A 25,867-nucleotide genomic window follows, 5' to 3' on the forward strand; every position below is an offset into this window, starting at 1 on the left:
CGGTTTGCCCGATATAAGGGATGCGGGGGGCGTGAGTTCTGGAGTGAGCCCTCTGGTGTGGAATTTTGTCAACTTTTTGATAGCTTACCGGCGACGCCATTGATGCTTGAAGGTGGCTGGATTTTATCGCTGAGCGTTACCCCATTGCGCGAGCGGCTTCAATGCAAGGACGAAATCCTTGCCTCGCTGGGTGAGTCTGCACGGAATCTGGACGGGTGTGGTTGGTAACACCGTCCGAAGCACCAATCCGTCCCGCTCCAGTTTTTTGAGTCGTTGAGGGAGCAGCGGAGCGGAGAGGGCCGTCGACGAGCCTGAGGATGTCGGTGAAGTGGTCGGCGCCGTGAATCAAGGCGACGAGAATCGCTCCGCTCCACCGGCGGCTGATGACGTCGATGGCCTTCTGGAAGCCTACGGCGCTGGCGCCAGACTGGCGTCGCCGCTCCTGGTCGGAGAGGAAGACAGCAGCGGCCACAGAACCGTTTGCCCCGCCGCCTGCGCTAGTCGCGCATCTCTACGTCGAACGCAGGACTTTCGGGTCCTGGCCGGTGTTCGCCGTGTCGCCGCCTGACGGCGATTCGCACGGCGCGGTCTTCTACACGAACGGAGGCGGACACGTCACCGGGCTGTCTGTGCTGGCTCGATCTGATGGAGGTTGCTTATCACCCATTAGATAGTGACGCACTGGTGATGTCGAACGTGACGACGAGTGTCGCGACGTGCCAGTACCGTGACTCGGCCGGCGAACCGCCTAGGGTGCGGCGGGCGATCGGCTCGTAAACCAGCTGGTACCGGGCGAGTTCGATCGCAAGCGACTAGACCCAGCCGGCGGGGTGACCGAATGTCTTGCCGATGGCGATACGGCCAGTGTCAACTCCGGGGTGACCGTGATCGCCATCATCGGCGTGGTCGTCGGCCTAGTCTCACTGTTCGGCCTCCTCCACCTCGCGCTCCGGCTCGGCGGTCTCGCCGGGGTGGCGTCAGGTGACCCGGGCGGGGACTTTTCAACCTCCCGGGTCGCTGCTCGGTACGCGGCGCCTGCTGCTTACCGGAGCTCCGGCGAGGGTTTTGCAGCTCGTGCAGCGGCTGTTGAACAAATGCAGCGCGGCCGCCCCGGCGCCGAATACGGCGGACCCGCTCGTGTCCGGCGACTTCGGGAAAAGTGACGTTCGACGCGATCGGGGCGAGGCTCTCGGTCGCCTGGTCGCCTGGTCGCCTGGTCGGAGGTCGGCTCGGCCTACTGCGAGCGATCGGTGCCGCGAATGGCGCTGCAGCGAGGTGCGGCTCGGCGCAACCGGAGTCTTCTGCGGTTTGGCTTCAGCGCGTGGGATGAGCCGCGTTTGCACATTGAATGAGGTCGCACGGGAGGTGGTTCGCCAGCGCAGGTGGGAGTATCTATCGGCACAGCAGGCAGTCGGCCATTACGTTCAGAACGACGACCAGCCTGCCGAGATCGTGGGCCTTTGCTACATCGTCAACGGTAGTATTCGGGCGAGCGACAAATCGATCATGCCCACCCGAACTCGCCAGCAAGCTTCTGCACCACTGAGGTGACGTGATCGCGTGCCGTCGTCCAGCCCGCCGAGCTTGGCTGCGAAGTCAGCACGATCACGATATATCTCCGATGGTCAACCAGCCCTGTGGTATGCAAGTTGAGGCCCGGATCGCAGCAGGACCACCCCCGTTTCACGCCCCAGTCCGTGGTGGCGACGACACAGGGGATTCCGAAGTACTGATCAACCAACCCGTCGGCGTCGTGCTTGGTTGCTCCATCCAGTGCGGTAATCGCACAACCGCACCAGGTCGGTCGCGTCGATGCGGGTGCAACTCCACTTGCGGGGATGCGGGACCGGGGGTGGCGTCGCCGAGGTCATACCGATCTTGGCCGCCCAGCGCGGGTCACGATCGACGGTCCGCCGAACCGCACCCACAGCTGGCTGGCAGTTGCGTCGTCGCTGCGGGAAAGCATCTCCTTCACGACGTCCTCGGACGCACCTTCGTCCAGCGCTTGGAAGGCGATGAGCAGTTTCACCACAGACGCCGATGTGTAGATCGCGTCCGGTCGGTACGACACGAGATCCGTGCCCGCCGGCCGGTCGTGCACGAGGACGCTCAGCCGACCTGGCACGAGCTTCGCCAGCGAGGTCCCGGTCGGAGTCGCGGTGACCGACGGGCTCGATGAAGCAGAGGTAGTGGGTTTCGACGAACGCGAGATGGACGAGATGTTCGACGAAGCTGGGGAGGCCGAGGTGTGAGACGTCGGCGGCGTCGGCAGGATCGCTGCTGCGAAGACGGGACCGGGTGAGCGGATCGTGTCGGCGACGAAGAACGCCGCGACCAGCGAGCCAAGTGCCACGACTGCCAGAACTACAGTGCGTCGCCTGTCCATGCTGCTTGTTGTCGGCACCGCGCTTCGATGTCTCACTGATCGGCGGTTTTATGACCTGGATCTCATCTCGTCGCCGTTGGGGGACGCCGGACGGGTTCACGACAATCAGCTACGTGAACAAGACCGCCGAACAGAGGGACCGGCCGGACCTCGTCACGCGAGACCCGAGGGAGGTCTTCGCAGAGCTGTTCGACGAGTACGCGTACCCGCTGCGCGGCTATCTCGCGGGCCGGGTGGGCCACGTTGTCGCCGACGATCTCGTCGGGGAGACGTTTCTGGTGGCACTTCGCCGTCGGATGAGCTACGACCCGGCGCAGGCGTCGGTCCGCAGCTGGCTCTATGGCATCGCCACCAACTTGTTGCGCAACCACGTGCGGCAGGAAGAACGGTACTTCCGGCTCAGCGCCAGGTTGGGTGCAGGCGAGCGGTCCGTCGAGAACCACGACTCGCTCGTCGCCGGACGGGTCGATGCGGCCGCTCGCCTGCGCACCCTCGCGGGCGCGTTGGCCGACCTCAGCGAGCAGGATCGGGACGTGTTGCTGCTCACGTCGTGGGCCGGGCTCGAACCCGCCGAGGTCGCAGAGGCACTCGGTATGCCGGCCAGCACTATCCGTTCTCGGCTGCACCGCCTCCGTCAGCGCCTTCAGGCTCTGCTGACCGTCCAGAACGAGGAGAACCCCGGTGAATGAGCTCGACGAGACGCTCGCCCAGCTGCACCGCGACGCCCGGAGTGCGCCGGGCTCGCTGGACAACGCCCGACGGAATCTGATGGCCGCGGTCGACGCAGAATCCGCACGGCCCGGGAACGGCGAGGTGGTCGCGCTGCGTCCACGACGTCGGCGCGTGCTGCCGATCGCCGCCGCTGCCGCTGCCGTGCTCGCCCTCGCCGCTGTCGGCATCCAGCTCGGTGCGCCCAGCGGTACGCCAGGTTCGACGAGTGGCGATCCCGGGCAGCCGGCCGTCGTGTTGCTCTCGGCTTCCCAGGTGCTCACCAAGGCCGCGGACCTCAGTGTCGGTGCGGTCGATCAGCCCGTCGGGCCGGGGCAGTACCGATACATTGTCCAGCACGGTTGGGTGCAACGCAGTGTCGAGAAACCGCCTGTCGGTGGCAAACCGGTGGGCTACAGCTATCTCTGGGAGACTCGGACGCAACGGTGGATCCCGGCGGACTACCGCGACACCTGGCAGGAAAACCGCACGGTCCTCGACAAGTCGAAGTTCCTCGCAGGTTCGGCGCCGCAGTCCCAGGACCCCGTTCCCGATCTCGGCCCCTACGACCAAGGCCAGTGGCGCGGCGCATGCGGAGACTTCTTCCCGAAGGTCAAGCCGGTGAAGGTCTGCGGCGACGCGAACGACTGGGACAGCCCCACGTTCTACGCGAAGCTGCCGAGGGACCCGGGCCAGCTGTATGCCTTCCTGACCGACCTGACAAAAGTCCGCGGTTCGGCGCCGGACGTGATGTTCCACTATGGCGTCGAGATCCTCCGCGCCGGCCTGATGCCGGCCGACCTGCGCGCACAGTGGTACCGCGCGCTCGCGAAGATCCCCGGCATCCAGGTCGTCGATCGCACCACTGACCTTGACGGCCGCTCCGGGACCGCGATCGGCCTAGGAGACGAACACGAGCAAGACCAGCTGGTCATCGACCAAGCGACGGGCGCGATGATCGGCACCCGCGTGGTGGCTGGCACGCAGCCAGACTTCCCGTGGATCAAGCCGGGCACCGAACTCGAGACCACGGCGATCAGCACCGCTGTCGTCAACGGGCTCGGTAAGACACCGGCATAAACCAGGCGCGCGTCGGTCCGGCCTGGCAGGCGTAGCCGGCCGTACGGTCGGGCCATGGGAGCCTCCTGAGGCCATTGGATTGGGTTGGCCGTCGATGTCGCGGCGCCACGCGGCCAGCAGCCGCGACAATCTTTCGTCGATTGAGCCCTCGGCGCGCACACCACCAGTTCAGGCGGCCTCCGCACGCGTGGATCACGAACCGCGCCGCCGCCGTGCAGCTTCATCCGATCAGCGCCCCGCATGCCGGCCCAGGTCCGTGTTCACGCGGTGTTCGGCCGGCAGGGCATCGCCTGCGGTGTCTGGCGACGTGCGACCAGGTTGTCGCCGGACCAGAAGGCCCCCTCGGCGGCGTAGCGCTCATCCGCGTGCTGCCGCCCGGCATGTACAGCGGGCGCGCCGGCGCGTTGATCGAGCGGGCGGTCACCGTCTACGGGCGGTCGTGGACGATCCTGCTGTCCGGCGCGCTGGAGCCGTTGTTCTACCTGCTCGCGTTCCAGGTCGGGTTCGGCAAACTGGTCCAGACCGTGCCGGGGCCCGACGGGCGGCCGATGAGCTACGTCGCGTTCGTGGCGCCCGCGCTGCTGGCGTCGTCGGCGATGAACGGGGCCGTGTTCGAGAGCACGTACAACCTGTTCTTCAAGCTGCGCTACGCGAAGACGTACGACGCCATGCTCGCCACGCCCATCGGCCCGCTCGACGTCGCGCTGGGGGAGATCGGCTGGGCCATGCTGCGCGGCGGGCTGTACTCGGTGGCGTTCATGGCCGTCACGGGCGCGATGGGACTGCTCACGTCGTGGTGGGCGCTGCTGCTCCTGCCGGTGGCGCTGCTGGTGTCGTTCGCGTTCTCGGCCATCAGCATCACGCTCGTGAGCTACCTGAAGTCGACGTCGCAGTTCGACTACATCCAGCTCGTGCTGATGCCCATGTTCCTGTTCTCCACCACGTTCTTCCCGATCACGGTCTACCCCGAGGCACTGCAGTGGCTGGTCCGGTGTTTCCCGCTGTACCACGGCATCGAGCTCATGCGCGGCCTCGCCACGGGCTTCTTCTCGTGGAGCATGGCGGGCAACCTCGCCTACCTGCTGGTGCTCGCGGCGATCGGGGTCTGGGGGTCGACGCGGCGGATCGCGAAGCTCCTGCTGACCTGATCGGGGTGTCCAAAGTGCGACCTGTCGTATTTCGGCCACGGCGAAGATCGTGACGGCGCGCCCGGACTGCCCCAGGCTGACCGGATGCACGGAAGACCCCTGAAGCTGGCCGCGCTCACCGCCGGCCTGTCCCTCGCCCTGGCCGTCCCCGCCTTGGCCGAGCCCGCCCACGCGCAGCCGTGGCAGCTCGTCGGCCCGAACAGTGCCGGCGGCCACCTCGCGTTCACGCCCGACGCTCCGGCGCGGCTGTACGTGCTGCCCGACAGCGGCCGCGCCGTCTACCGCACCGACGACCACGGAGACACCTGGACCACGCCAGGTCCGTTGGGCGCCAACGGCACCGCGATCGCGGCCGACCCGCGCGAAGGGTCCGTCGTCTACGTCGCCGCCACCGACCCGGCCACGGGCACCGGCGAGGTGCTGCGCAGCGATGACGCGGCGCGCACGTTCCGCTCCGTCGCCACGAGTCCGGGCCTGCTCGCGTCCGTGGTGGTCTCGCCTTCGGGCGAGGACGTGTTCGCGGCGGGCGACGACGGTTTGCTCACCAGCACCGACCACGGCCGCCACTGGGCGAAGCTCCCGGGCGCGCCGGCGGGCGTCACCGACCTCGCCCTCGACGGCGACCACCTGTTCCTGTCCACCAGCAGCGAAATCCACGTCGTAGACGACGCGCTGAGTCACCCGCGCGCGCCGCGCAAGCTCTCGGTGCCCGGCTCGTCGTACTTCTCGAACCTGGCCGCGGCGGACGGCATCGTCGTCGGCTCGGGTGTGCTCGGCAGCGGCGTGCTCTCCACCGACGGCGGCCGGACCTTCCGCACGCTGACCGGTCCGTGGGGCGCCGACGACGCGGCGGCGTTCACCGGGCTGACCCCCGCCGGGGAGCTCGAGGTCCAGACCATCGCCTCGTCGCAGCCCGACGGCAGCGCCGGCGCCCGCGATGTCTGGGTCAGCCGCGACCGCGGCCGCACGTGGACCGACCACCCGGCCGCGACCGGCGCGATCGACCTCTACTCCGAGATCGGCAGCTTCCCCGACCGCCCGCAAGAGCAGGTCGTGGCAGCGGCCGCGGGGATCTTCAGCACGCGGGACTCGGTGACGTTCCGGCGCATCGGCGTACCCGACACCGAGGTCAACGCGCTCGCGAGCGTCGGCCCGGCGCTCGTCGCGGCCACGCGCAGTGGCACCTACCGCTCGACGGCGCCGTTCGCGGCGCACCTCCCGCGCGGCTACCAGGACTGGGGCTGGACCGGCCAGGCCCCGGACACCCTGGGCAACTCCGTCGGCGCGCTCGCGACGGTGTCGGCCAAGGCCGTGCTGCGCGTGCGCCAGGGCTACTGCGAGGTCGACTGCTTCACCGTCGAACACTCCGGCGACGGCGGCACCACCTGGCAGCAGTTCGCGACCGTGCCGGGCAACTCGCGCGCGCTCGCCGTCGACCCGCGCGACCCGAGCACGGTCTACGCGGGCAGCTACCTCACGCCCGCCGTCTACACGAGCCACGACGGCGGCCGCACGCTGACGCAGCACGCGCTCGCCGGCCTCGACGGCGTGCAGTCGATCGCCGTCGACCCGCGCTCCCGTGGTGCCGTGTGGATCGGCGACGTCACCGGCCTCTACCGCAGCACCGACAGCGGCGCCACCGCGCAGAAGCTCTTCGACGGCGAGGTCGCCCACGTGACCGTCGACCCGCGCGACGCCCGCCACGTCGTGGTCACCGGCGTCGGCTTCGTCAAGGTCAGCACCGACGGCGGCGCCAGCTTCCGCCCCGCTGCGGGCCTCGGCACGGCCGGCTACTCCGATGCCGCCTTCACCCGCGACGGCACCCTCTACGTGTCCTCCGCCGACAAGTACGAACCCGGCGCCGGCGTCCTCATCAGCCACGACGGCGGCCGCCACTTCGCCAAGCTGCCCACCCAACCGGCCGACCGCGACGTCCGCACCCTCCTGCCCTCCGCCGACGGCCACTGGCTGTTGGCCGGCACGGGCGCGGGCGTCTACCGCCTGCCCCTGCACTGATCCGCGGGGCCGGGTGTCCGCCGTGGACACCCGGCCCCGGTCCTCAGTGGACAGTCAGCCGTCCAGCCACCCGAGTTTCGCGACCTGCCACGCCAGCTGCATCCGGCTCTGCGCGTCCGCCCGCTGCATCAGGTCCTGCAACCGCCGCTGAACCGTCCGGTGGCTCACCCCGAGGTGCTTCGCTATCGACTTGTCGCTCACGCCACCGACGAGGAGCGACAGCAGCCGACGCTCGTCGGGCGACAATTGCGAGTCGGCGGGGACACCGTCGACGCGCAGGGGAGACGCGCGTTCCCAGTAGCTCTCGAACAGCGCCACCAGCGCGGTCACCAGGCTGCTGCCCAGCACGAGCGCGGCGGTCGGCTCGCCCGTGGCCTCGTCGTCGGCGAGCGGGCACAGCGCGAGCGCTCGGTCGGCCACGGCGAGGCGCACGGGCAGCTTCGCGATCGTGCGCGCCCGTTCGCCCAGGCGGATGCCCTCGGCGAGGCCCGCGATCGCGCCCGGTTCTTCGAGCAGCGCGGTCTCGTACAGCACCCGGAAGCGCACGCCGCGGGCCAGGGCGCGGAACTCCTCGTCGTTGTCGGCGGCCGGCATGGCGATCGGTGCCTCGCGGCAGAACCACAGCACCTCCTCGCGCGCGTCGCGCTGGAGGCTCAGCGCCTGCTGCCGGATCGCCTCCGCGCCGGTGACGACCTCGACCAGCCGTGACGAATCGCGCCGCCGCGCGCTGTCGCGGTACTGCTCGGCCAGCTCCGTGACGGCGGCGCGGGCGCGTTCGAGCTCCGACTGGCCGTGGCGCAGCAACGGCCCGAGCGAGACGTCGGGCGGCGCCGGCACGTAGTGCTCGCCGGTGCGGCTCACGAGCCGTTTGGCCACGAGTGAGCCGAGTACCCGCTCGGCCTCGGCCACGGCGAGCCCCAGCCGCGTGGCCACCTCGGCGGCCGCGGCGCGGTAGCCGCCCACGAGCACGCGGAACACCCGCTCCTCGTCGGCGGTCAGGCCGAGCGCTTCGAGCACCGCACCTCCTCGCGCACGTCAGCGGAACCGCGTCCGGACATCCAACCCGGGGCACCGACGGCCTATCGCGCGGGGTTCGGCGGGCCCGTCTCCGGCGGGGTCACGGCGGCGAGCGCGTCGACGAGGCCGTGGCCGTAGAAGCCGTTGTAGCTGTCGTAGCCGGCGCAGTAGGCGTCCTGGGTGCCGTCGCCGGTGAGGTCGTAGTCGTCGGGGCACGGCATGGGCGTGGCCGCCGTCTCCAGGGCGCGGCGCAGGTCCGCGGCCGACATGCCGGGGTGCGCCGACTTCAGCAACGCCAGCACGCCCGCGACGTGGGGCGCGGCCATCGAGGTGCCGCACAGCGGCGCGTAGCCCCCGGGCACGGTCGACACCACGCAGCGCCCGGCCTCGCCGCCGGGCGCGGTGACATCCACCACACCGAGGCCGTACGAGCTGTAACCGGCCTTCACACGGTCCGCCCCCACGGCCGACACCGCCACCACATCACGCAGGCCCGCCGGCAGCGCTTCGCATTTCGCGGCCCCGGCCGTCGGCACGCCCGAGTGGGCCGACGGCGTCAGGTCCACGGCCTCATTGGTCGCCGCCGCGACGTTCAGCGTCCCGGCCGACGTGGCGTACTCCACCGCGCGCGCCAGCACCTCGTGGACGACGCCGCGGTCGTTGCCGCGCACGCACGACAGGGACCACGGGTTTACGAACCAGCTGCTGTTGGTCACGGGCAGGTGGTGCGCCGCCGACCACATCAGCCCGCACACCGCGGCCTCGGGATCGGCGTAGCCCCGGTCGTCGATCACCTTCACCGAGGCGATCCGCACGCCGGGAGCGACGCCCGTCACGCCCTTGCCGTCGTCGGCCGCGGCGATGATGCCGGCCACGTGCGTGCCGTGCACCGAAGTCGTGGGTTGCCAGGCCGCCGGCCGCGGATCGGGGACGCCGGTGAGGCAGCCCGCGGAGTCGGCCGGGTCCATCGCGGCGGCGAGATCGGGGTGGCTCGGGTCGACGCCGGAGTCGAGCACGCCGACCACCACGTCGCGGCTGCCTTCGCTCACCTGGTGCGCGAAGGTCGCGCCGATCATCTTCATGTCCCACTGCTCACCCGACAGGTCGGCCGTGGACACCTGCGCCGGGTCGCTCAGGTGCAGCTCGGCCCGCGCGGGCTGCGGCGGCACAGCGTCGCCGCTCGCGCGCTGCGCCGCCAGCCGGGTGCCTTGCGCGCTGAACGCCCGGTCGAGCCCGGTATTCGACCCGAAGTCCGGATCATCCGAAGTGACGATGCCGACGGCGATCTGCGGGTAGTACCCGGACGGGTGACCGCAGGCAGCTTCCACCTGCTCGCTTGCGGAGTCCTCGGAGGTGCCCCGGTCGAAGGCGACGACGTAGCGCAAGGTTCGCCCGGACGGGTGGCAGCTCGGCTCGTCCGCGCTCGCCGGGCCGGCGGCGAGGCACCCGGAGAGCACCGCGACGAGGCACACGGCCGCGCGCAGCGGCCGCGCCAGCAGGGACACCGGACCTCCTACCGGATGCAGGAAACGCCGGGCACCCGCGCGCACGCGTGCCCGAGCCGCACGGTAACCAGGCTGGGGCGGCGGGACAAGCGGAACGGCCAAGTTCGCACCGCCACGGGCCACGCAAGGCACCGACTACACCGGGTGCACCCCCGGGTGTGGGATACTCACGTCGACCGCCTCGACGACGGGCATCCTGCCTGCGTCGTGAGTGGTCCGGAGGAGTGCCGGACCGGCACCACTCGCGTCGCCCCCGGGAGGCCGGGCAGCTCGACGTGGTGGGGCTGGCCCGCGAGGGGTCGGAGCCAGGCCGGCGCGCCGCCGAGGAGACCTGACCGTGCCCGGTTCGCCGAACCCCGGTGGACCGCACGGTTTGCCACGCAAGGATTCCCGCCGCTGGTCACCACCACGGCGGGCACGGAACAGAAAGGGCCCCTGCGCGGCCGCGTCATGACCGGTGAGAACCGGCAGACGCGCCCGGGGGCGGAGGAGACACATGTCGAACGCGGACACACCCGCCGATCAGACCGGCGGGAATACCGCCGCACCCGTGACCAGTCAGCTGGGAGAGCTGCCGCCGCGCATTCGCGTGCACGCGCTCGCCAAGCTGCTGGGCTCCAGCAGCCGCGACCTGCTCGCCAAGCTGGCCGAGCTGGGCGAGAGCCCCCGCAGTGCGCAGTCGAGCGTGACGCGCGAGGTCGCGGTCAAGGTGGCCGAGGCGCTCGCCCCGGCCGAAGCGGCCGAGAGCACGCCCGAGGTCACCGCGGCGGCCGAGAGCACTGCGACCCCCGAGGTCCCCGAGGTCACTGAGCAGCCGGCTCAGCCCGAACCCGTCCAGGCCGAAAGCACCGAAAGCGCCCAAAGCGTCGAGACCACCGAGCAGCCAGCCGAAGAGCAGGCAGCCCCCGAGCAGCGCGAGCCGCGCCGCCGCGTCCGCCGGGCCGCCGTGCCCGCGGTCGTCGTGAGCCACCCGCCCGCCGAGGTCGAGGCCGAGGAGCCGGAGCGGGCGCAGGCCAAGCGCCCGGTGCACGTGCCGGTGTTCGCCGCGCCGTCGCCGGTCTTCCTGCCGCCGGAGCCCGAGCCCGCCGGTGAGCGGCCCGCGCGCAGCCGGCACGCGCCGGTGTTCGGCGTCGGCCCGAAGCCGGTCGCCGAGGAAGCGCCGGCCGAGGACGAGCAGGCCGAGGACACCACGGGCGAGGACACCGACGACCGCTCCGACGACGACGAAGACGGTGCGGCCGGTCGTCGCCGGCGTCGTCGCGGCCGCCGTGGCCGCGGCCGGGGCAAGGGCGGCGACGAAGGCGGCACCGAAGACGACGAGCCCGCCGACGAGCCGGACCGCAAGCGCGGCTCGGCGAAGCAGGACGACAAGCAAGCCGAGAAACAGGCCGACAAGCCCGAGAAGCAGGCCGACAAGGCCGACTCCGAGCAGGGCGAGCAGACCGAGTCCGAGGACTCGTCCGGCGAAGCCGATGCCGACGGCGACTCCGACGGCGAGGGCGGCAGCCGCCGCCGGCGCCGTCGCCGCCGCCGCAAGGGCGGGGACGACGACGGGTCCGACGCGACCACTGACGACCCGCCCAACACCGTCACCCACGTGCGCCAGGCGAAGGCCGAGCAGCCCGAGCGCCCGGCGCGCGACGAGGTGCGCAGCGTGCGCGGCTCCACGCGCCTGGAGGCCAAGCGCCAGCGCCGCCGCGACGGTCGCGAGGCCGGCCGCCGCCGCGCCCCGATCCTGTCGGAGGCCGAGTTCCTCGCCCGCCGCGAGTCGGTGGAGCGCACGATGGTCGTCGCCGAGAAGGGCGACTCCACGCAGATCGCGGTGCTCGAGGACGGCGTGCTCGTGGAGCACTTCGTCACCTCGGCCGGCACCGGGTCGATCGTGGGCAACGTCTACCTCGGCCGCGTGCAGAACGTGCTGCCGAGCATGGAGGCCGCGTTCATCGACATCGGCCGCGGCCGCAACGCCGTGCTCTACGCCGGCGAGGTCGACTGGGACGCCGCCGGCCTGGAGGGCAAGGCCCGCAAGATCGAGCAGGCTCTGTCCACCGGCGACAGCGTGCTCGTGCAGGTCACGAAGGACCCGGTCGGGCACAAGGGCGCCCGGCTGACCACGCAGATTTCGCTGCCTGGCCGCTTCCTGGTCTACGTGCCGGCCGGCGGGGCCACGGGCATCTCGCGCAAGCTGCCGGAGAACGAGCGGCGCCGGCTCAAGGACATCCTCAAGCGGATCGTCCCGGAGGACGCGGGCGTGATCATCCGCACCGCGTCGGAAGGCATCGTCGAGGAGGAGCTCGACCGCGACGTCCGGCGCCTCAAGGTGCAGTGGGACGTCATCAAGGAGAAGGCCGACGCCGGTTCCGCCAAAAAGGGCGGCACGCCGACCATGCTCTACGAAGAGCCCGACCTGCTGGTGAAGGTCGTGCGCGACCTGTTCACCGAGGACTTCGCCAAGCTCGAGGTGCAGGGCGGCAAGTCGTTCGACACGATCCACTCGTACGTGGAGCACGTGGCCCCGGACCTGGCCGATCGCCTCAAGCGCTACACCGGCACCGGCGACGTGTTCGCCGACCACCGGATCGACGAGCAGATCACGAAGGCGCTGGACCGCAAGGTCTGGCTGCCCTCGGGTGGTTACCTCGTCATCGACCGCACCGAGGCGATGACGGTGATCGACGTCAACACCGGCAAGTTCACCGGCTCGGGCGGCAACCTCGAAGAGACGGTGACGCGCAACAACCTGGAGTCGGCGGAGGAGATCGTCCGCCAGCTGCGGCTGCGCGACATCGGCGGCATCATCGTGATCGACTTCATCGACATGGTGCTCGAGTCCAACCGCGAGCTGGTGCTGCGCCGCCTCACCGAATGCCTCGGCCGCGACCGCACGCGCCACCAGGTCGCCGAGGTCACGTCGCTGGGTCTGGTGCAGATGACCCGCAAGAAGATCGGCACGGGCCTGCTCGAGGCGTTCTCCACGCCGTGTGAGCACTGCAAGGGCCGCGGGGTCATCGTGTCCACCGAGCCGCAGCGCACCGGTGGTGGCGGCAACGGCGGCGGCACCAACGGCCACAACCACGGCGGCGGCGGTGGGGACACCAAGAGCTCCCGTCGCTCGCGCGGCCGAGGCAAGGGCGACGAGCAGCAGGCCGAGCCCACCAAGGTCGTGGAGCCGGCCCCGGCGCCCACGCCCGAGCAGCGCGAGTCCGTGGTGTCGGCCGTGCAGGCGATGGTGAACGCGTCGAAGGCGGCGTCCCACAAGGGCGAGCACGAGGGCGAGCCGGAGCCGCACGTCGAGGACGAGCCGAAGCCACTGGCGGAGGCCGTGAAGACGGTGGAGACGGCGCAGGAGACGGCGGCTCCGGCCGCCGAGACCCCGGCGCCGGCCGTCGAGGAAGCGGCTCAGCCGGTTGAGATGGTTGAGAAGACCGAGGTTGCCGAGACCGCCGAGACCGCCGAGACCGCCGAGACCGCTGAGGCGGCCGCGTCGACTTCGGAGGCCGAATCCGAGGTCGACGTGCCGGCTCCGGCCACGCGACCCACCCGGCGCCGGTCGCGCCGGGCGGCGTCGCGCCCGGCGGGTCCGCCGGTGCACGCCTCGGAACAGAGCTGAAAGACCACGTAGGGGACCCCGGTGTCCATCCACCGGGGAACCTCACGTAACCTGTAGTACGGCCTACCACCAGAGCAGGCCGCTGCGCGAGCACCTGGACCGCCTTCGGGCGGGCCGTCCGCGCCAGCCCCCCACCCGATTGCCTAGTAGTTACAGGGCCGAGTTAATGCAGGAGACTTCCGTGTCGGCGTACGCGATCGTCAAGACCGGCGGCAAGCAGTACAAGGTGGCCGTCGGCGACGTCGTCGAGGTCGAGAAGCTCGAGGGCGAGCCGGGCACCGAGCACACCTTCCCCGCTGTGCTGTTCGTGGACGGTGGCGAGGTCACCACGGACGCCGACGCGTTGGCGAAGGTCTCGGTTACCGGCAAGGTCGTGGAGCAGACCAAGGGTCCGAAGATCCGGATCCACAAGTTCAAGAACAAGACCGGCTACCACAAGCGCCAGGGTCACCGGCAGAAGCTGACCCGCGTTGAGGTCACCGGTATCTCCAAGTAGTTCTTCGGATCTTCGCAGACTTTCAGACTGAGACTTTGTAAGAAGGGGCTTCGCTATGGCTCACAAGAAGGGTGCGTCCAGCTCCCGCAACGGTCGTGACTCCAACGCCCAGCGACTGGGTGTGAAGCGCTACGGCGGCCAGGAGGTGAACGCCGGCGAGATCCTGATCCGCCAGCGTGGCACCAAGTTCCACCCCGGCGTGAACGTCGGCCGTGGCGGCGACGACACGCTGTTCGCGCTCGCCGCCGGTGCGGTCGAGTTCGGCACCAAGCGTGGCCGCAAGACGGTCAACATCGTGCCTTCGGTCGCCGCGGAAGCCTGATCTTCGGGTTTTCTGCAACACGACTTTCCGACGAGGGGTGGAGCCGGAATATCCGGCGCCACCCCTCGTTTGTGTTGTCCGACAGTTTTTTCTTCGCGAGTGAAGTGAGGCAGTGCCATGGCGTCCCGGTTCGTGGACCGTGCGGTGATCCACCTGACCGCCGGTGACGGGGGCAACGGCTGTGCCTCCGTGCACCGCGAAAAGTTCAAGCCCCTGGGGGGTCCGGACGGCGGCAACGGCGGCAACGGCGGCGACGTCACGCTCGTCGTCGACCCCAACGTCCACACCCTGCTCGACTTCCACTTCCGCCCCCATGCCCGCGCCGGCAACGGCAAGATGGGCCAGGGAAACAACCGCAACGGCGCCGCCGGCGAACTTCTGGAGATGCGCGTGCCGTCCGGCACCGTCGTCTTCACGGAGGACGGCGAGCTCGTGGCCGACCTCGTGTCGCCCGGCACCACGTTCATCGCGGCCCAGGGCGGCCGCGGCGGGCTCGGCAACGCGTCGCTCGCGTCGAAGGCTCGCAAGGCCCCCGGGTTCGCGCTGCTGGGCGAGCCCGGCGAGTCGCGCAACCTGGTGCTGGAGCTGCGTTCGGTCGCCGACGTCGGCCTGCTCGGCTTCCCGAGCGCGGGCAAGTCGTCGCTGATCTCCGTGCTCTCGGCCGCGAAGCCGAAGATCGCCGATTACCCGTTCACCACGCTCGTGCCGAACCTCGGCGTGATCACCGCCGGCTCCACCGTGTTCACGATGGCCGACGTGCCGGGCCTGATCCCGGGCGCGTCGGAGGGCAAGGGCCTGGGTCTGGACTTCCTGCGCCACATCGAGCGCTGCGCCGTGCTGGTGCACGTGGTCGACTGCGCGACGCTGGAGCCGGGCCGGGACCCGGTGTCCGATGTGGACGCTCTCGAAGAGGAGCTCGCCAAGTACACCCCGGGCCTGGGCGGCAAGCTCGACGAGCGCCCGCGCGTGGTGGTGCTCAACAAGATCGACGTGCCGGAAGCCGCCGAGCTGGCGGAGTTCGTGCGGCCCGAGTTCGAGGCCCGCGGCCTGCAGGTGTTCGAGATCTCGACGGCCTCGCGCAAGGGCCTGCGGGAGCTCACCTTCGCGCTGGCGAAGGTCGTGGAGGAGTACCGCGAGGCGCAGCCGGTGCTGGAGCAGCAGCGCATCGTGCTGCACCCGCTGGCCATCGACGACAGCGGCTTCACCGTCTCGGCCGACCCGGAGGAAGACGGCGCGTTCATCGTCCGCGGTGCCCGGCCCGAGCGCTGGATCCGGCAGACGAACTTCGCCAACGACGAGGCCGTCGGCTACCTCGCCGACCGTCTCAACCGTCTCGGCGTCGAGGACGCGCTCGCGAAGAAGGGTGCGAAGCCGGGCAGCCCGGTCACGATCGGCGACGTGCAGTTCGAGTGGGAGCCGTCGTCGCCCAGCGTCGCGGTGCACCTGTCCGGACGCGGCACTGACGTGCGGCTGGAGAAGAGCGACCGCATCGGCGCGGCGGAGCGCAAGGAAGCCCGCCGGGTCCGTCGTGACGGGACCGGGGAGGACGAGTCGTTCTCCGACGAGGACTCCGACTCGGCCTCCGCCGGCCATGCGGATGATTTCGACGACGATCTGGAGGAACTGGACCGGTGAGCGGCACGCGCGTCGAGATCGCCGAAGCCCGTAGGCTCGTCGTCAAGGTCGGTTCGTCCGGGCTGACGACCGCCGGCAGCGGCCTGGACGTCAAGCGGCTCGACGCGCTGGTCGACGCCATCGCGGCACGCGTGGCCCGCGACTGCCAGATCGTGCTCGTGTCCTCGGGTGCCATCGGCGCCGGCCTCGCGCCGCTGTCGCTGGGCAAGCGCCCGCGTGACCTGGCCACGAAGCAGGCGGCGGCGAGCGTCGGGCAGCTCGCGCTGGCCCACGCGTACGCGGAATCGTTCGGCCGGTACTCGCTCACCGTCGGCCAGGTCCTGCTGACGTCCGACGACGTGGTGCGCCGCGCGCACTACCGCAACGCGCAGCGCACGTTCTCGCGGCTGCTCGCCCTCGGCGCTGTGCCCGTGGTCAACGAGAACGACACCGTGGCCACGCAGGAAATCCGCTTCGGCGACAACGACCGCCTCGCCGCCCTCGTCGCTCACCTCATCGGCGCCGACGCGCTGATCCTGCTGTCCGATGTGGATGGTCTCTACGACGGCGACCCCCGCGACGGCGCCACGCGCAAGATCGCCGAGGTGCTGAGCGAGTCCGATGTGGAGGGCATCTCCGTCGGCATGTCCTCCTCGGGCCTCGGCACGGGCGGCATGGTCTCGAAGCTCGCCGCCGCCCGCACCGCCGCGGGCGCCGGCATCCCCGTGCTGCTCGCCGCCGCCGTCGACGCCGCGGGCGCCCTCGGCGCGGCCGACGTCGGCACGGTCTTCGCGCCCGCCGACACCCGCCTGTCCGCGCGCCGCTTCTGGCTCGGCTACGCCGCCGACTCGTCCGGCCGCCTCCGTCTTGACGACGGCGCCGTGGCCGCGATCCTGCGCCGCCGCTCGCTGCTGGCGGCCGGCATCACCGGCGTGCTCGGCAAGTTCGAGGCGGGCGACGTCGTGGACCTCGTTGATGCCAAGGACGTCCCGGTCGCGCGCGGCGTGGTGGCGTTCGACGCGGGCGAGCTGCCGGATCTGATCGGCCGGTCGAGCCACGAGGTCCCCGTGGAGCACCGCCGTGAGGTCGTCCACGCGGACGATCTCGTGCCGCTGCGCCGGTAGACCTCCACTTCGACCCGGGCGGCACAGCCGGGTCCGAAGTGGACAGTGGTCAGCCGTTCGTCTTGGCCAGCCCCGCGGGCGTGTCGCGATCTCCCGCCACGGCGGTGTGCGGCACGGCGTCCTCGAGCCGGGCGAGGTCGGCTTCGCTGAGCGAGACGCCCGCGGCGGCGGCGTTCTCCGCCAGGTACTTCCGCCGTTTCGTGCCCGGGATGGGCACGACGTCGCTGGCGTGGGGAGGCGGACTGACGGCGTTGCCTCGGTTGGCCGATGGTCGGGAAGTTTCCGGCGTGGCTCCGGGCAGCGGTGGGCGGCTGAGCGTTGGCGCTGGGTGCCGGGCTGACGGGGCACTGGTTTGATTGGCCGGCGTTCGGGCGAAGGTCCGCCGAGTGGCTGGGCGTCTTGCTTGCTGCGGGAGGTCTCCGCGCCGCGCCCGAGCCGCTGTTGTGGCTGTCGCGCGGCGGCTGAGGGTGCCATGGCGTGGGATCTCGGGCTGGTGGCGCCGGTCGGTCCGGTCCAGCCGGCGTTCGGGCGAGGGTTCGCCGAGCGACTGGGCGTTCGTTTGCGTTGTGGGAGATCTTCAGCGCCGAGCTGGCGTGCCTCCGGGTCGCGGTCGGGCGGCTGAGCGTTGGCGCTGGGTGCCGGGCTGGCTGCGATTGCGGTCGGCGTGGGAGCCCGGCCGCGCAGCTGGGTGTCCCGCTCTCCGAGCCCGACGACGAAGTGCGGTGCGACAACCCTCCGACTGCGGTGAAACCCGGGGCCACGGCGGGACTTGAGTCGTGATCACGGCTCAAGTCCCGCCGGGCGTCAGAGTGTGATCAGCCGCGCGCCACCGTCGCTCTCCAGGACGGTGCCGGTCGTGGTCGGGTTGGTGGCCGCGAACACCACGGCCTCGGCGACGTCGTCGGCGGACGCGACCTGTCGCGTCGGCAGGACCGAGGCGACCTGTGCGAAGTAGGCCGCGCGCTGTTCGGCCGGGAAGCCGCTCCACCAAGCCGTGTCCACCACCCCGGGTGACACGGCGTTGACCCGGATCGGTGCGAGTTCCGCCGCCAGCGGTTTGACCGCCGCCTCCAGGGCGCCATTGATCGCCGCGAGTCCGGTCGTGCCTGGCATACCGGTGCGCGCGGTGATGGCGGTGACCAGGGTGATCGACGCCGTCGGCGCGAGTCTCGGCAGCACCGCCTGGATGGTGGTGAGGTGCGCCCAGAACTTCGCGTCGAAGGCGCGCCGCAGCATAACCAGGTCCAGGTCCGCGATCGGGCCCATTCCCTCGCTGCCGCTGAGGCACACCACGAGGGCGTCGATTCGCCCGATCGTCTCGGCGAGCGCGGCCATGGCGTCCGCGTCGCCGCCGTCGGCCTGGTGGCCGGTGAGGCCGGGGTCGCTGGCCGCCAGGTCGTCGAGCCGCTCTTTGCCGCGGCCGGTGAGGTGGACGTCGAACTCGCGTTCGCGCAGCTTGCGCGCGGTCGCCAGCCCGATGCCCGAAGTGCCCCCAGCGACGAGGGCCGTGCTGTTGCTCATAAGGTCTCCAATTTCGAACCGTGACGTCTCGTCTCGAATTACGCTACCATCGGTTCTCGTGACCGACCAGCCCCTCGGCAGCCGCCCCGGCCGCAAGCGCAGCGCCGCCAGCCGCGACGCGATCCTCGTGGCGACCTTGGAACTCATCGCGGAAGTCGGGTACGCCGGCCTGACCATCGAAGGCATCGCGGCGCGCTCCGGCTCGGGGAAGCAGACCGTCTACCGGTGGTGGCCGTCCAAAGCGGACGTGCTCATGGAGGCGCTCGCGAGCAAGGCCGACCTGATCGTGCCGGTGCCCGACCACGGCGACCTCGCGGCCGACCTGCGCGAGTTCCTGCGCGACACGTTCGCGCTCGGAGGCAAGCAGACCGTCGGCGACACGCTGCGCGCGCTGATGGCGCAGGCGCAGGTGGACCCCGCGTTCGGCGACCGTTTCCGTGAAGACTTCCTGCTGCGCCGGCGCGAGGTACTGGGCCGGATCGTCGACCGCGCGGCCGAGCGCGGCGAACTCCCCGCCGGCGTCTCCCGCGAAACCCTGATCGACGTCGTGTTCGGCACCCTCTGGTACCGCCTGCTCGCCACTCGCACGCCGGTCGGCCCTGAGCTCGCCGACGAGCTGGTGGCGCTGATCGTCAGGGCTTGAGCGCCCGCACGATGCGGGCCAGCTGCTTCGCGTAGCCGTCGGCGAACTCGGCCGAGCCCGGGTCCTGGCCGGTGAGCGCGCGGGCCACGCGCGGGAACGCGAGCGAGGCGCTGGCCGCGGCCATCAGCACGAGCATCAGCGCAGCCGGGTCGATGTCGGCCGGGAAGTCGCCGGCTTCCTGACGCGCGCGGACGTAGTCGAGCTGGCGTTGGAGGAACTCGCGCTGGGCTTCGGCACCGATGGCGTCCGGCTCGCCGTCGGTGAGGTTCTCCCAGAGGAACAGGCGGCCGAGGTCGGCGTCGGCGAGGCCCGAGCGCACGAACTCGGCGGCGACGTCCGCCAGCTCGCGATCCGGCGCGGCGATCGTGGTGAAGCTGTCGAAGACCGGGCGGTTCAGCTCGGTGTACAGGCCTTCCTTGCCGCCGAAGTAGTACGAGATCAGCTGCTTGTTCACGCCCGCCCGTGCGGCGATCTCGCCGACGCGCGCCGCCGCGTAACCCAAGCTGGCGAACTCCGCCTTGGCCGCCTCGAGGATGCGCGCCTTCGTGCGCTCGGGGTCGCGCTGACGTTCGCGCGGCGCACGGCGGGGGCTGTTCTCGGACACGGGATCAGCCTAGTCGATGACTCAATCATCTTCACGGTTGACTTAATCATCCGTTCGGATAATTATGGAGTGGTCCGAGAGGGGAAGACCATGAACTTGCGAGTTGCCGTCGTCGGCGGCGGGACGGGTGGCTTGTGCCTGGCCCACGGCCTGGTCCGGGCCGGTGTCGAAGTGGCGGTGTACGAACGCAGCCGCACCCGGACCGAGCGGCTGCAGGGTTACCGCGTGCACATCGATCCACACGGTGCGGCCGCATTGCACGAGTGCCTGCCGCCCGACGCGTGGCAGCGTTTCGTGGCCGCGACGGGGGAGAGCGCGCACGAGTTCGCCTTCGTCACGGAGCAGTTGCGCGAGCTGGCCGTGATGCGCGAACCGGACGCGGCGGATCCGGCGAAGGCCCACCACTCCGTCAGCCGGATCTCGCTACACCAGGTGCTTTCGGCCGGCCTCGAGGGAATCCTGTGGTACGACAAGGAGTTCGTGCGCTACGAGGCCGGGCCCAAGGACGTGACCCTCCACTTCGCCGACGGCACCACGGCTTCGGCCGACCTCGTGATCGGCGCGGACGGCGCGAACTCCCGCGTGCGCGCCCAATTCTTGCCGCACGCGAATCGGGTGGACACGGGAATCGTCACGATCATCGGCAAGGCACCGCTCTCGGGCTCCGCCGGCCGGTTCACCGCCGGTCCGGTGTACGTCGTGGCCCCACCCGGCTGCGGCATGTTCACCGCGCCGCACCTGTCCCCGGAGGTCGCGGTCAACGACGAAACCGCCGGCGTCGACCCGGTGCTGTTCGACAACACCGGCAGCTACGTGACGTGGGCCTACGGCGCGCGGAACCTGCCGGCTGACCTGTCCGAACTGGACGGTGCCGCCCTGCGATCTCTGGTGCTCGACCTGATCCGCGACTGGCACCCCGACCTGGCGCGGCTTGTTTCGGACTCGCCGGAGGGCACCGTGAGCCGCCTGCCCATCCTCACGTCCGTCCCGGTCCGCCCCTGGCCCTCCGGCCCCGTCACTCTCCTCGGCGACGCCGCCCACAGCATGACGCCCTTCCGCGGCATCGGCGCCAACACCGCCCTCCGCGACGCCCAGCTGCTGTGCCGCAAGCTCACCTCCGGCCGCGCGGCCCGTGTGGCTGTCGCCGAGTACGAACGCGAAATGCGCAAGTACGCCGACAAAGCCGTCCGCACCTCGGCCCGCAGTGCCGACCAATTCGTCTCCGGCAGCCGCCTCGGCCGGGCACTGACGCGGACGATGTTCCGGACCCTCGGCGCTGCCCGGAAACTCCGCCGCTGACGGCTGGGGCGGCCGAATCGACCCCTGTGCGGCGGGGCTGTTCGAAGCCTGGGACTGCGGCGGCTTTCCTTGCCGGGTACGCATTGCCGGCCGCCGCGCTGCAGTCGGCGGCATCGGCCCGGCTCACTCACGGAAGTGGGGCCGGCCTTGGCTCAGGCTGAGGGGGCGTCAGCCCGCTCACCCAACGGAAGGTGGGACTGCCCGGCTCAGGTTGCGGGCCGGGGGAGTACCGCGATCGCCGTTTCCGCGATGTCTTGCAGGGTTTCCTGGCTCGCGCCCGCCTTGCCGACTGCCTCGATGCCGCGCAGGACGGCCAGCAGCAGGGCCGCCAGCTTGACCGGGTCGGCGTCCGCGGCGAGGTCGCCGTTGCGCTGGCAGGCGGCGATGTCGCCGGCCAGCAGCCCCTGCAAAGCCTCGACTGTTTCCCGTGCCCGCCTGGCGACGACGTCGTCGTGTTCCGCCAGTTCGGCGGCGCCCTTGGCGAGGAGGCAGCCGTGGTGGGTGACGTCGGCGGCGGTGGCCGCGGCGACGGCGTTGACGTGTGCGGCCAGGCGGTCGTAAGCGTCCTCATCGGACCCGCGCAGGCCGCGCCCGGTGGCCTCGACGATCGCGGTGCAGTAGTCGTCGAACACACGGCGGAACAGCTCCTGCTTGCCTCCGAAGGCGCCGTACAGGCTGCCCTTGCCGAGGCCCGTTACCTCGGCGAGCTCGTCGATGCGCGTAGCCGCGTACCCGGCCTGCCAGAACTGGTCCCGGGCCGCGTCCAGCACCTTGCGCTCGTCGAACTTCCGCGGTCTCGCCACCCCGCGAGCCTAACCGTTCTTGACTGCCTCGTCCATAACGGGCTAGCGTTCTGGACGAGACAGTCAAGAACTGGAGGAGTTCCATGACAGGGGTGCTGGCAGACAAGGTCGCGGTCGTCACCGGCGGCAACAGTGGGATCGGCCTGGCCGTGGCCCGGCGGTTCGCCGCGGAGGGCGCGCGGGTGTTCATCACCGGTCGAGACGAGGAGAAGCTCGAGGCAGCGGTCGCCGATGCCGGCCCGGCGGTCACCGGGGTCCGGGTCGACGTGGCGGTCGCCGCGGACCTCGACCGCCTCTACGAAGTGGTGGGCGAGCAGGCGGGCCGCGTCGACGTGCTCGTCGCCAACGCCGGCGGCGGCCTGCCGGGAACGCTCGGGGACATCACCGAGGAATCCATCGACTACACCTTCGGTACCAACGTGAAGGGCGTGATCTTCACGGTCCAGAAGGCCCTTCCTCTGCTCTCGGCCGGCGCGTCCATCGTCGTGACGGGGTCCACCAGCGCCATCCGGCCGAGTGCGCCCCTGGAGGTCTACGGTGCGTCGAAGGCCGCCGTGCGCAACCTGGTGCGCAGCTGGGCCCAGCACGCGGCCGCGCGGAAGTTCCGCATCAACGTGCTCAGCCCCGGCCCGACCGAGACGCCCGGTTTGGTGGGCGCGCTCGGGCCGATGCTGCCCCAGCTCGTCGAGCAGGTTCCCCTCGGTCGGCTCGGCGAGCCGGACGAAATCGCCTCGGTGGCCACGTTCCTGGCCTCCGACGCGTCGTCCTTCGTCAACGGCGCCGAGTGGTTCGTCGACGGGGGACAGGCGCAGATCTGAGCCCCGGCGGGACAACGGGGTCCCGCCGGAGCGCCCGCGATCAGAGCCGGCGCGGGGCCTCGATGCCGAGCAGTTCCAGGCCGAGCACGAGGGTTCGCGACGTCAGCGTGGCCAGCTGCACTCGCGAGGCACGCAGCGCCGGCGTCTCGGCGGCCAGAACCGGGCACTGCTCGTAGAAGCGGGAGAAGGTCACGGCCGTCTCGTAGAGGTACGTACACAGCTTGTGCGGCGCGTACGCGCTGGTCGCCGAGCGGAGGGCCTCGCCGAATCGCAGCAGCGTGAGGGCGAGTGCGCGTTCGGCCGGCTCGGCCAGGGTGACCGGGGCGCCAGTGCTCTGGTCGCCCGCCTTGGCGAGGATCGACTCGATCCGCGCGTGCGCGTACTGCAGGTAGACCGACGTGTTGCCGTCCTTGGCCAGCATGCGGTCCCAGTCGAACACGTAGTCGCGCTCACGGTCGCCGGAGAGGTCGGCGTACTTCACCGCGCCGATGCCGACGGCGCGCGCCACCTCGTGCTGTTCGGCCTCGCTGAGCTCACTGCGTTCGGCGACGACGTCGGCGGCTTGCGCGACGGCCTCGCCCAGCAAGTCGGCGAGCTTGATCGTCTCGCCGGCGCGCGTGCGCATCACTTTGCCGTCGGCGCCGAGAACGGAGCCGAAGCCGATGTGCTCGGCGTGCACTCCGTCGAGCCAGCCCGCGGCGCGGCAGACGGCGAAGAGCATCGCGAAGTGCTGGGCCTGCGGCGTGCCGACGACGTAGAGCAGGTCGGTGGCGCCGCGTTCGGTGGTCCAGTACTTCGCGGTGGCGAGGTCGGTGGCCGCGTAGCCGTAGCCACCGTCGCGCTTGCGCACGATCAGCGGCAGCCGGTCGCCTTCGCGGTTGTGGAAGCCTTCGGGGAACACGCAGACCGCGCCGTCGCTGAGCTCGGTGAGCCCGTCGGCCTCCAGCTCGTCGACAACCTTGGCGAGGTAGGGGTTGTAGAAGCTCTCGCCGTAGATGTCTTCGTCGGTGAGGGTGATGCCGAGCAGGTGGTAAACCTCGTTGAAGTGGCGGGTGGACTCGTCGACGAGCCCCTGCCACGTGGCGAGCGTCTCGGTGTCGCCGCTCTGCAGCTTCACGACGCGCTCGCGCGAGCGGGTGGCGAACGCTTCGTCGGAGTCGAACTTCCGGCGCGCGGCTTGGTAGAACTCGTTGAGGTCGCCGATGCCGCTGGGCCCGGCGGGCGGTTCGTCGAGCAGGTGCTCGATGAGCATGCCGAACGGGGTGCCCCAGTCGCCGAGGTGGTTGTGGGGCAGCACTTCGTGGCCGGCGAAGCGCAGCAGCCGTACGATCGCGTCGCCGATCACCGACGAGCGCAAGTGGCCGACGTGCATTTCCTTGGCGACGTTGGGGCTGCTGTAGTCCAGCGCGATGCGCCGCGGTTCCGTGGCGGGCTCGACGCCGAGCCTCGGGTCGTTGCCGAGTGCGTTGACGCTGTTTTCGAGCCATTCGCGGCGGAGTACGAAGTTGAGGAAGCCGGGTCCGGCGATCTCCGGCAGCGCGGCGAGGTCGGTGATCTCGAGGTGCTCGACGATGGCCGCGGCGACTTCGCGCGGCGGGCGGCCGAGGCGTTTGCCCAGGCTCATCGCGAGGTTGCACTGGTAGTCCACGCCGTCGCGGGTCGAGACGGTGATGAGCGCGTCGGCCGGGGCGATGTCGACGTCGAGCGCGTGGTGGAGGGCGTCCACCACGCGTCGGGCGAGTTCCTCACTAACCTCGGGCTTGCGCACGGTGTCCCTCCTTCTTCGCGTAGTCGATTCGCCGCAGCGTAGCGACTCGGCCGAAGCGGGCTCGAAGGGATTACCGCAGTTCGCTGCCCTTCGTCTCGGGCAGGCGCAGCACCACGAGGAACGCGATGGCCGCGGCGACCGCGACGTACCAGAAGAACGCCGTGGCCGCGCCGGCCGCGGACAGGGCGCTGAGAACCAGGGGTGCCGTCCCGCCGAACAGCGCGACGGTGAGGTTGTACCAAGCCCCGATGCCCAGTCCGCGCAGCTCGGTGGGGAAGAGCTCGCTCATGATCGCGGGCGCGAGCGACGTCATCGCCGTGTAGAGGCCCAGCCCCACGCAGAACACCACGAGCAGACCACCGAGCCCGGGCCGCACGAGGAACGACAGCGGCACGATCACCAGCGCCGTCGCGCCCGACCACACGAGCAGCTGCGGCCGGCGCCCGACGCGGTCGGCGAGCGCGCCCATCGGGTACTGCAGCGCCACGAACAGCGCGGTGGCGATCGAGAGCGCGAGGAACACGTCGACGTCGCTCGCCCCGCGCGTCTTCACGGCGAAGGAGGTGAGGGCGCTGAAGAAGGTGTAGTAGCAAAGCGTGGACAGCATCGTGAAGCCCACGAGCTGCCCGACGGCCTTGGGGTGGTGCGTCAGCGTGGTCAGCAACGGCCGCTCGACGCGTCGCGCCTGCTCCTTCTTTTGTTCGAACAGCTCGGTTTCCGCGAGGCTGCGCCGCAACCACAGTCCGACGAGCCCCAGCACCCCGCCCAGCAGGAACGGGATCCGCCAGCCGAACGACGCGAGCTGCGCCTTGTCCATCGTGCGCGCCAGCACGAACCCCAGCACGGTCGCGATCAGCACCGCCGACCCGGTGGAGATGTAGAAGAACGACGAGTACCGCCCGCGCCTCTTCGCCGGCGCGATCTCCCCGAGGTACGCCGACGCGTTCGACACCTCGCCACCCAGCGAAATCCCCTGCGCCACCCTTGCGAGCAGCAACAGTACCGGCGCGAGCCAGCCCACCTGCGCGAACGTCGGCAACACCCCGATCGCCACCGACCCGCCCGCCATGAGCGCGATGGTCAGGATCATCGCCGGCTTGCGCCCGTGCACGTCCGCGAACCGCCCGAGCAGCACCCCGCCCAGCGGCCGGAAGAAGAACGCGAGCGCGTAAGTGGCGAACGTGTTGATCAACGCAAGCGCTTCGTTGCTGGAGGGGAAGAACGCGCTCGCGAAGTAGATGCTGAACGTCGCGTAGATCGTCCAGTCGAACCATTCCAGCGCATTCCCGGCACTGGCGGCGAACAACTTCCGCACCGGCAACCGGTGCCTCGTCGCGACCTCCGCCGTCGATCCGGCCATGGCGACCTCCACGTCCCGCTCGGGT

General features: G+C 70.6%; 21 protein-coding genes and 1 pseudogene. 12 read left to right on the forward strand and 10 right to left on the reverse strand.

Annotated features, from left to right (window positions below; all coding sequences use genetic code 11):
• Nucleotides 1-123 precede the first annotated feature (123 nt).
• Together ABZU76_RS26025 and ABZU76_RS26030 are read right to left on the reverse strand one after the other, a co-directional pair.
• Entirely contained in the window at nt 124-285 is a 162-nt protein-coding gene (locus tag ABZU76_RS26025) for a winged helix-turn-helix transcriptional regulator (RefSeq protein WP_354874204.1), read from the reverse strand.
• A 1,582-nt stretch (nt 286-1,867) separates the two neighbouring features.
• Complete coding sequence (locus ABZU76_RS26030; protein ID WP_354873944.1) at nt 1,868-2,353, reverse strand: hypothetical protein; 486 nt, start codon at nt 2,351-2,353, stop codon at nt 1,868-1,870.
• A 41-nt stretch (nt 2,354-2,394) separates the two neighbouring features.
• Here ABZU76_RS26030 and ABZU76_RS26035 point away from each other — a divergent pair, with 41 nt between their 5' ends.
• From ABZU76_RS26035 to ABZU76_RS26050, 4 genes are all read left to right on the forward strand, one after another.
• Nucleotides 2,395-3,075 carry a sigma-70 family RNA polymerase sigma factor gene (locus ABZU76_RS26035; protein ID WP_354873946.1) on the forward strand — a complete coding sequence of 227 codons (681 nt, stop codon included), beginning with the start codon at nt 2,395-2,397 and terminating at the stop codon, nt 3,073-3,075.
• On the forward strand, nt 3,068-4,174 hold the full coding sequence (locus ABZU76_RS26040) for a CU044_5270 family protein (RefSeq protein ID WP_354873948.1): 1,107 nt from the start codon (nt 3,068-3,070) through the stop codon (nt 4,172-4,174). The genes ABZU76_RS26035 and ABZU76_RS26040 overlap by 8 nt, the downstream gene beginning before the upstream one ends.
• A gap of 380 nt (nt 4,175-4,554) precedes the next feature.
• Nucleotides 4,555-5,322, forward strand: coding sequence for an ABC transporter permease (locus ABZU76_RS26045; protein ID WP_354874206.1), 768 nt, complete (start codon nt 4,555-4,557; stop codon nt 5,320-5,322).
• Nucleotides 5,323-5,406: 84 nt separating this feature from the next.
• A complete protein-coding gene (locus ABZU76_RS26050; protein ID WP_354873950.1) occupies nt 5,407-7,338 on the forward strand; it encodes a hypothetical protein in 1,932 nt (643 codons plus the stop codon).
• A 54-nt stretch (nt 7,339-7,392) separates the two neighbouring features.
• Here the strand turns inward: ABZU76_RS26050 and ABZU76_RS26055 are convergent, their stop codons facing one another.
• A complete protein-coding gene (locus ABZU76_RS26055; RefSeq protein ID WP_354873952.1) occupies nt 7,393-8,355 on the reverse strand; it encodes a helix-turn-helix domain-containing protein in 963 nt (320 codons plus the stop codon).
• 62 nt (nt 8,356-8,417) lie between these two features.
• A complete protein-coding gene (locus ABZU76_RS26060) occupies nt 8,418-9,860 on the reverse strand; it encodes a S8 family serine peptidase (protein WP_354873954.1) in 1,443 nt (480 codons plus the stop codon).
• Nucleotides 9,861-10,356: 496 nt separating this feature from the next.
• Between ABZU76_RS26060 and ABZU76_RS26065 the strand changes: the two genes are divergently transcribed.
• From ABZU76_RS26065 to proB, 5 genes are all read left to right on the forward strand, one after another.
• A complete protein-coding gene (locus ABZU76_RS26065; protein WP_354873956.1) occupies nt 10,357-13,470 on the forward strand; it encodes a translation initiation factor IF-2 N-terminal domain-containing protein in 3,114 nt (1,037 codons plus the stop codon).
• A 181-nt stretch (nt 13,471-13,651) separates the two neighbouring features.
• Complete coding sequence (gene rplU, locus ABZU76_RS26070) at nt 13,652-13,966, forward strand: 50S ribosomal protein L21 (protein WP_009081084.1); 315 nt, start codon at nt 13,652-13,654, stop codon at nt 13,964-13,966.
• 55 nt (nt 13,967-14,021) lie between these two features.
• The gene (rpmA, locus tag ABZU76_RS26075; RefSeq protein WP_220242880.1) at nt 14,022-14,288 is read left to right on the forward strand and encodes a 50S ribosomal protein L27; all 267 of its coding nucleotides are present in this window, start codon (nt 14,022-14,024) and stop codon (nt 14,286-14,288) included.
• Nucleotides 14,289-14,405: 117 nt separating this feature from the next.
• Nucleotides 14,406-15,923, forward strand: coding sequence for a GTPase ObgE (gene obgE, locus ABZU76_RS26080; protein WP_354873959.1), 1,518 nt, complete (start codon nt 14,406-14,408; stop codon nt 15,921-15,923).
• Nucleotides 15,920-17,026 (forward strand): glutamate 5-kinase, encoded by a 1,107-nt coding sequence (gene proB, locus ABZU76_RS26085; RefSeq protein ID WP_354873961.1) that lies wholly within the window; start codon nt 15,920-15,922, stop codon nt 17,024-17,026. The genes obgE and proB overlap by 4 nt, the downstream gene beginning before the upstream one ends.
• Before the next feature lie 49 nt (nt 17,027-17,075).
• On the opposite strand, the pseudogene ABZU76_RS26090 reads toward proB, so the two are convergent.
• A pseudogene (locus ABZU76_RS26090) lies at nt 17,076-17,249 on the reverse strand (aldo/keto reductase); the annotation flags it as partial.
• 581 nt (nt 17,250-17,830) lie between these two features.
• Nucleotides 17,831-18,547, reverse strand: a complete 717-nt coding sequence (locus tag ABZU76_RS26095; RefSeq protein ID WP_354873963.1) for an SDR family oxidoreductase — start codon at nt 18,545-18,547, stop codon at nt 17,831-17,833.
• A 58-nt stretch (nt 18,548-18,605) separates the two neighbouring features.
• On the opposite strand from ABZU76_RS26095, the gene ABZU76_RS26100 reads away from it, so the two are divergent.
• The gene (locus ABZU76_RS26100; RefSeq protein ID WP_220242873.1) at nt 18,606-19,190 is read left to right on the forward strand and encodes a TetR/AcrR family transcriptional regulator; all 585 of its coding nucleotides are present in this window, start codon (nt 18,606-18,608) and stop codon (nt 19,188-19,190) included.
• Here ABZU76_RS26100 and ABZU76_RS26105 read toward each other — a convergent pair.
• The gene (locus ABZU76_RS26105) at nt 19,180-19,794 is read right to left on the reverse strand and encodes a TetR family transcriptional regulator (RefSeq protein WP_354873965.1); all 615 of its coding nucleotides are present in this window, start codon (nt 19,792-19,794) and stop codon (nt 19,180-19,182) included. The two genes, ABZU76_RS26100 and ABZU76_RS26105, sit on opposite strands and share 11 nt — an antisense overlap.
• Nucleotides 19,795-19,884: 90 nt before the next feature.
• Here ABZU76_RS26105 and ABZU76_RS26110 point away from each other — a divergent pair, with 90 nt between their 5' ends.
• Nucleotides 19,885-21,093 (forward strand): NAD(P)/FAD-dependent oxidoreductase, encoded by a 1,209-nt coding sequence (locus ABZU76_RS26110; RefSeq protein WP_354873967.1) that lies wholly within the window; start codon nt 19,885-19,887, stop codon nt 21,091-21,093.
• Between the two features lie 206 nt (nt 21,094-21,299).
• On the opposite strand, the gene ABZU76_RS26115 is transcribed toward ABZU76_RS26110, so the two are convergent.
• On the reverse strand, nt 21,300-21,896 hold the full coding sequence (locus ABZU76_RS26115) for a TetR/AcrR family transcriptional regulator (protein WP_354873969.1): 597 nt from the start codon (nt 21,894-21,896) through the stop codon (nt 21,300-21,302).
• Nucleotides 21,897-21,979: 83 nt separating this feature from the next.
• On the opposite strand from ABZU76_RS26115, the gene ABZU76_RS26120 reads away from it, so the two are divergent.
• The gene (locus tag ABZU76_RS26120) at nt 21,980-22,714 is read left to right on the forward strand and encodes an SDR family oxidoreductase (protein ID WP_354873971.1); all 735 of its coding nucleotides are present in this window, start codon (nt 21,980-21,982) and stop codon (nt 22,712-22,714) included.
• Between the two features lie 40 nt (nt 22,715-22,754).
• On the opposite strand, the gene argS is transcribed toward ABZU76_RS26120, so the two are convergent.
• Together argS and ABZU76_RS26130 are read right to left on the reverse strand one after the other, a co-directional pair.
• A complete protein-coding gene (gene argS / locus ABZU76_RS26125; RefSeq protein WP_354873973.1) occupies nt 22,755-24,482 on the reverse strand; it encodes an arginine--tRNA ligase in 1,728 nt (575 codons plus the stop codon).
• Between the two features lie 70 nt (nt 24,483-24,552).
• The gene (locus ABZU76_RS26130) at nt 24,553-25,842 is read right to left on the reverse strand and encodes an MFS transporter (protein ID WP_354873975.1); all 1,290 of its coding nucleotides are present in this window, start codon (nt 25,840-25,842) and stop codon (nt 24,553-24,555) included.
• Nucleotides 25,843-25,867 lie beyond the last annotated feature (25 nt).

This window comes from Amycolatopsis sp. NPDC005232 (genome assembly GCF_040607795.1).
Lineage (GTDB): Bacteria > Actinomycetota > Actinomycetes > Mycobacteriales > Pseudonocardiaceae > Amycolatopsis.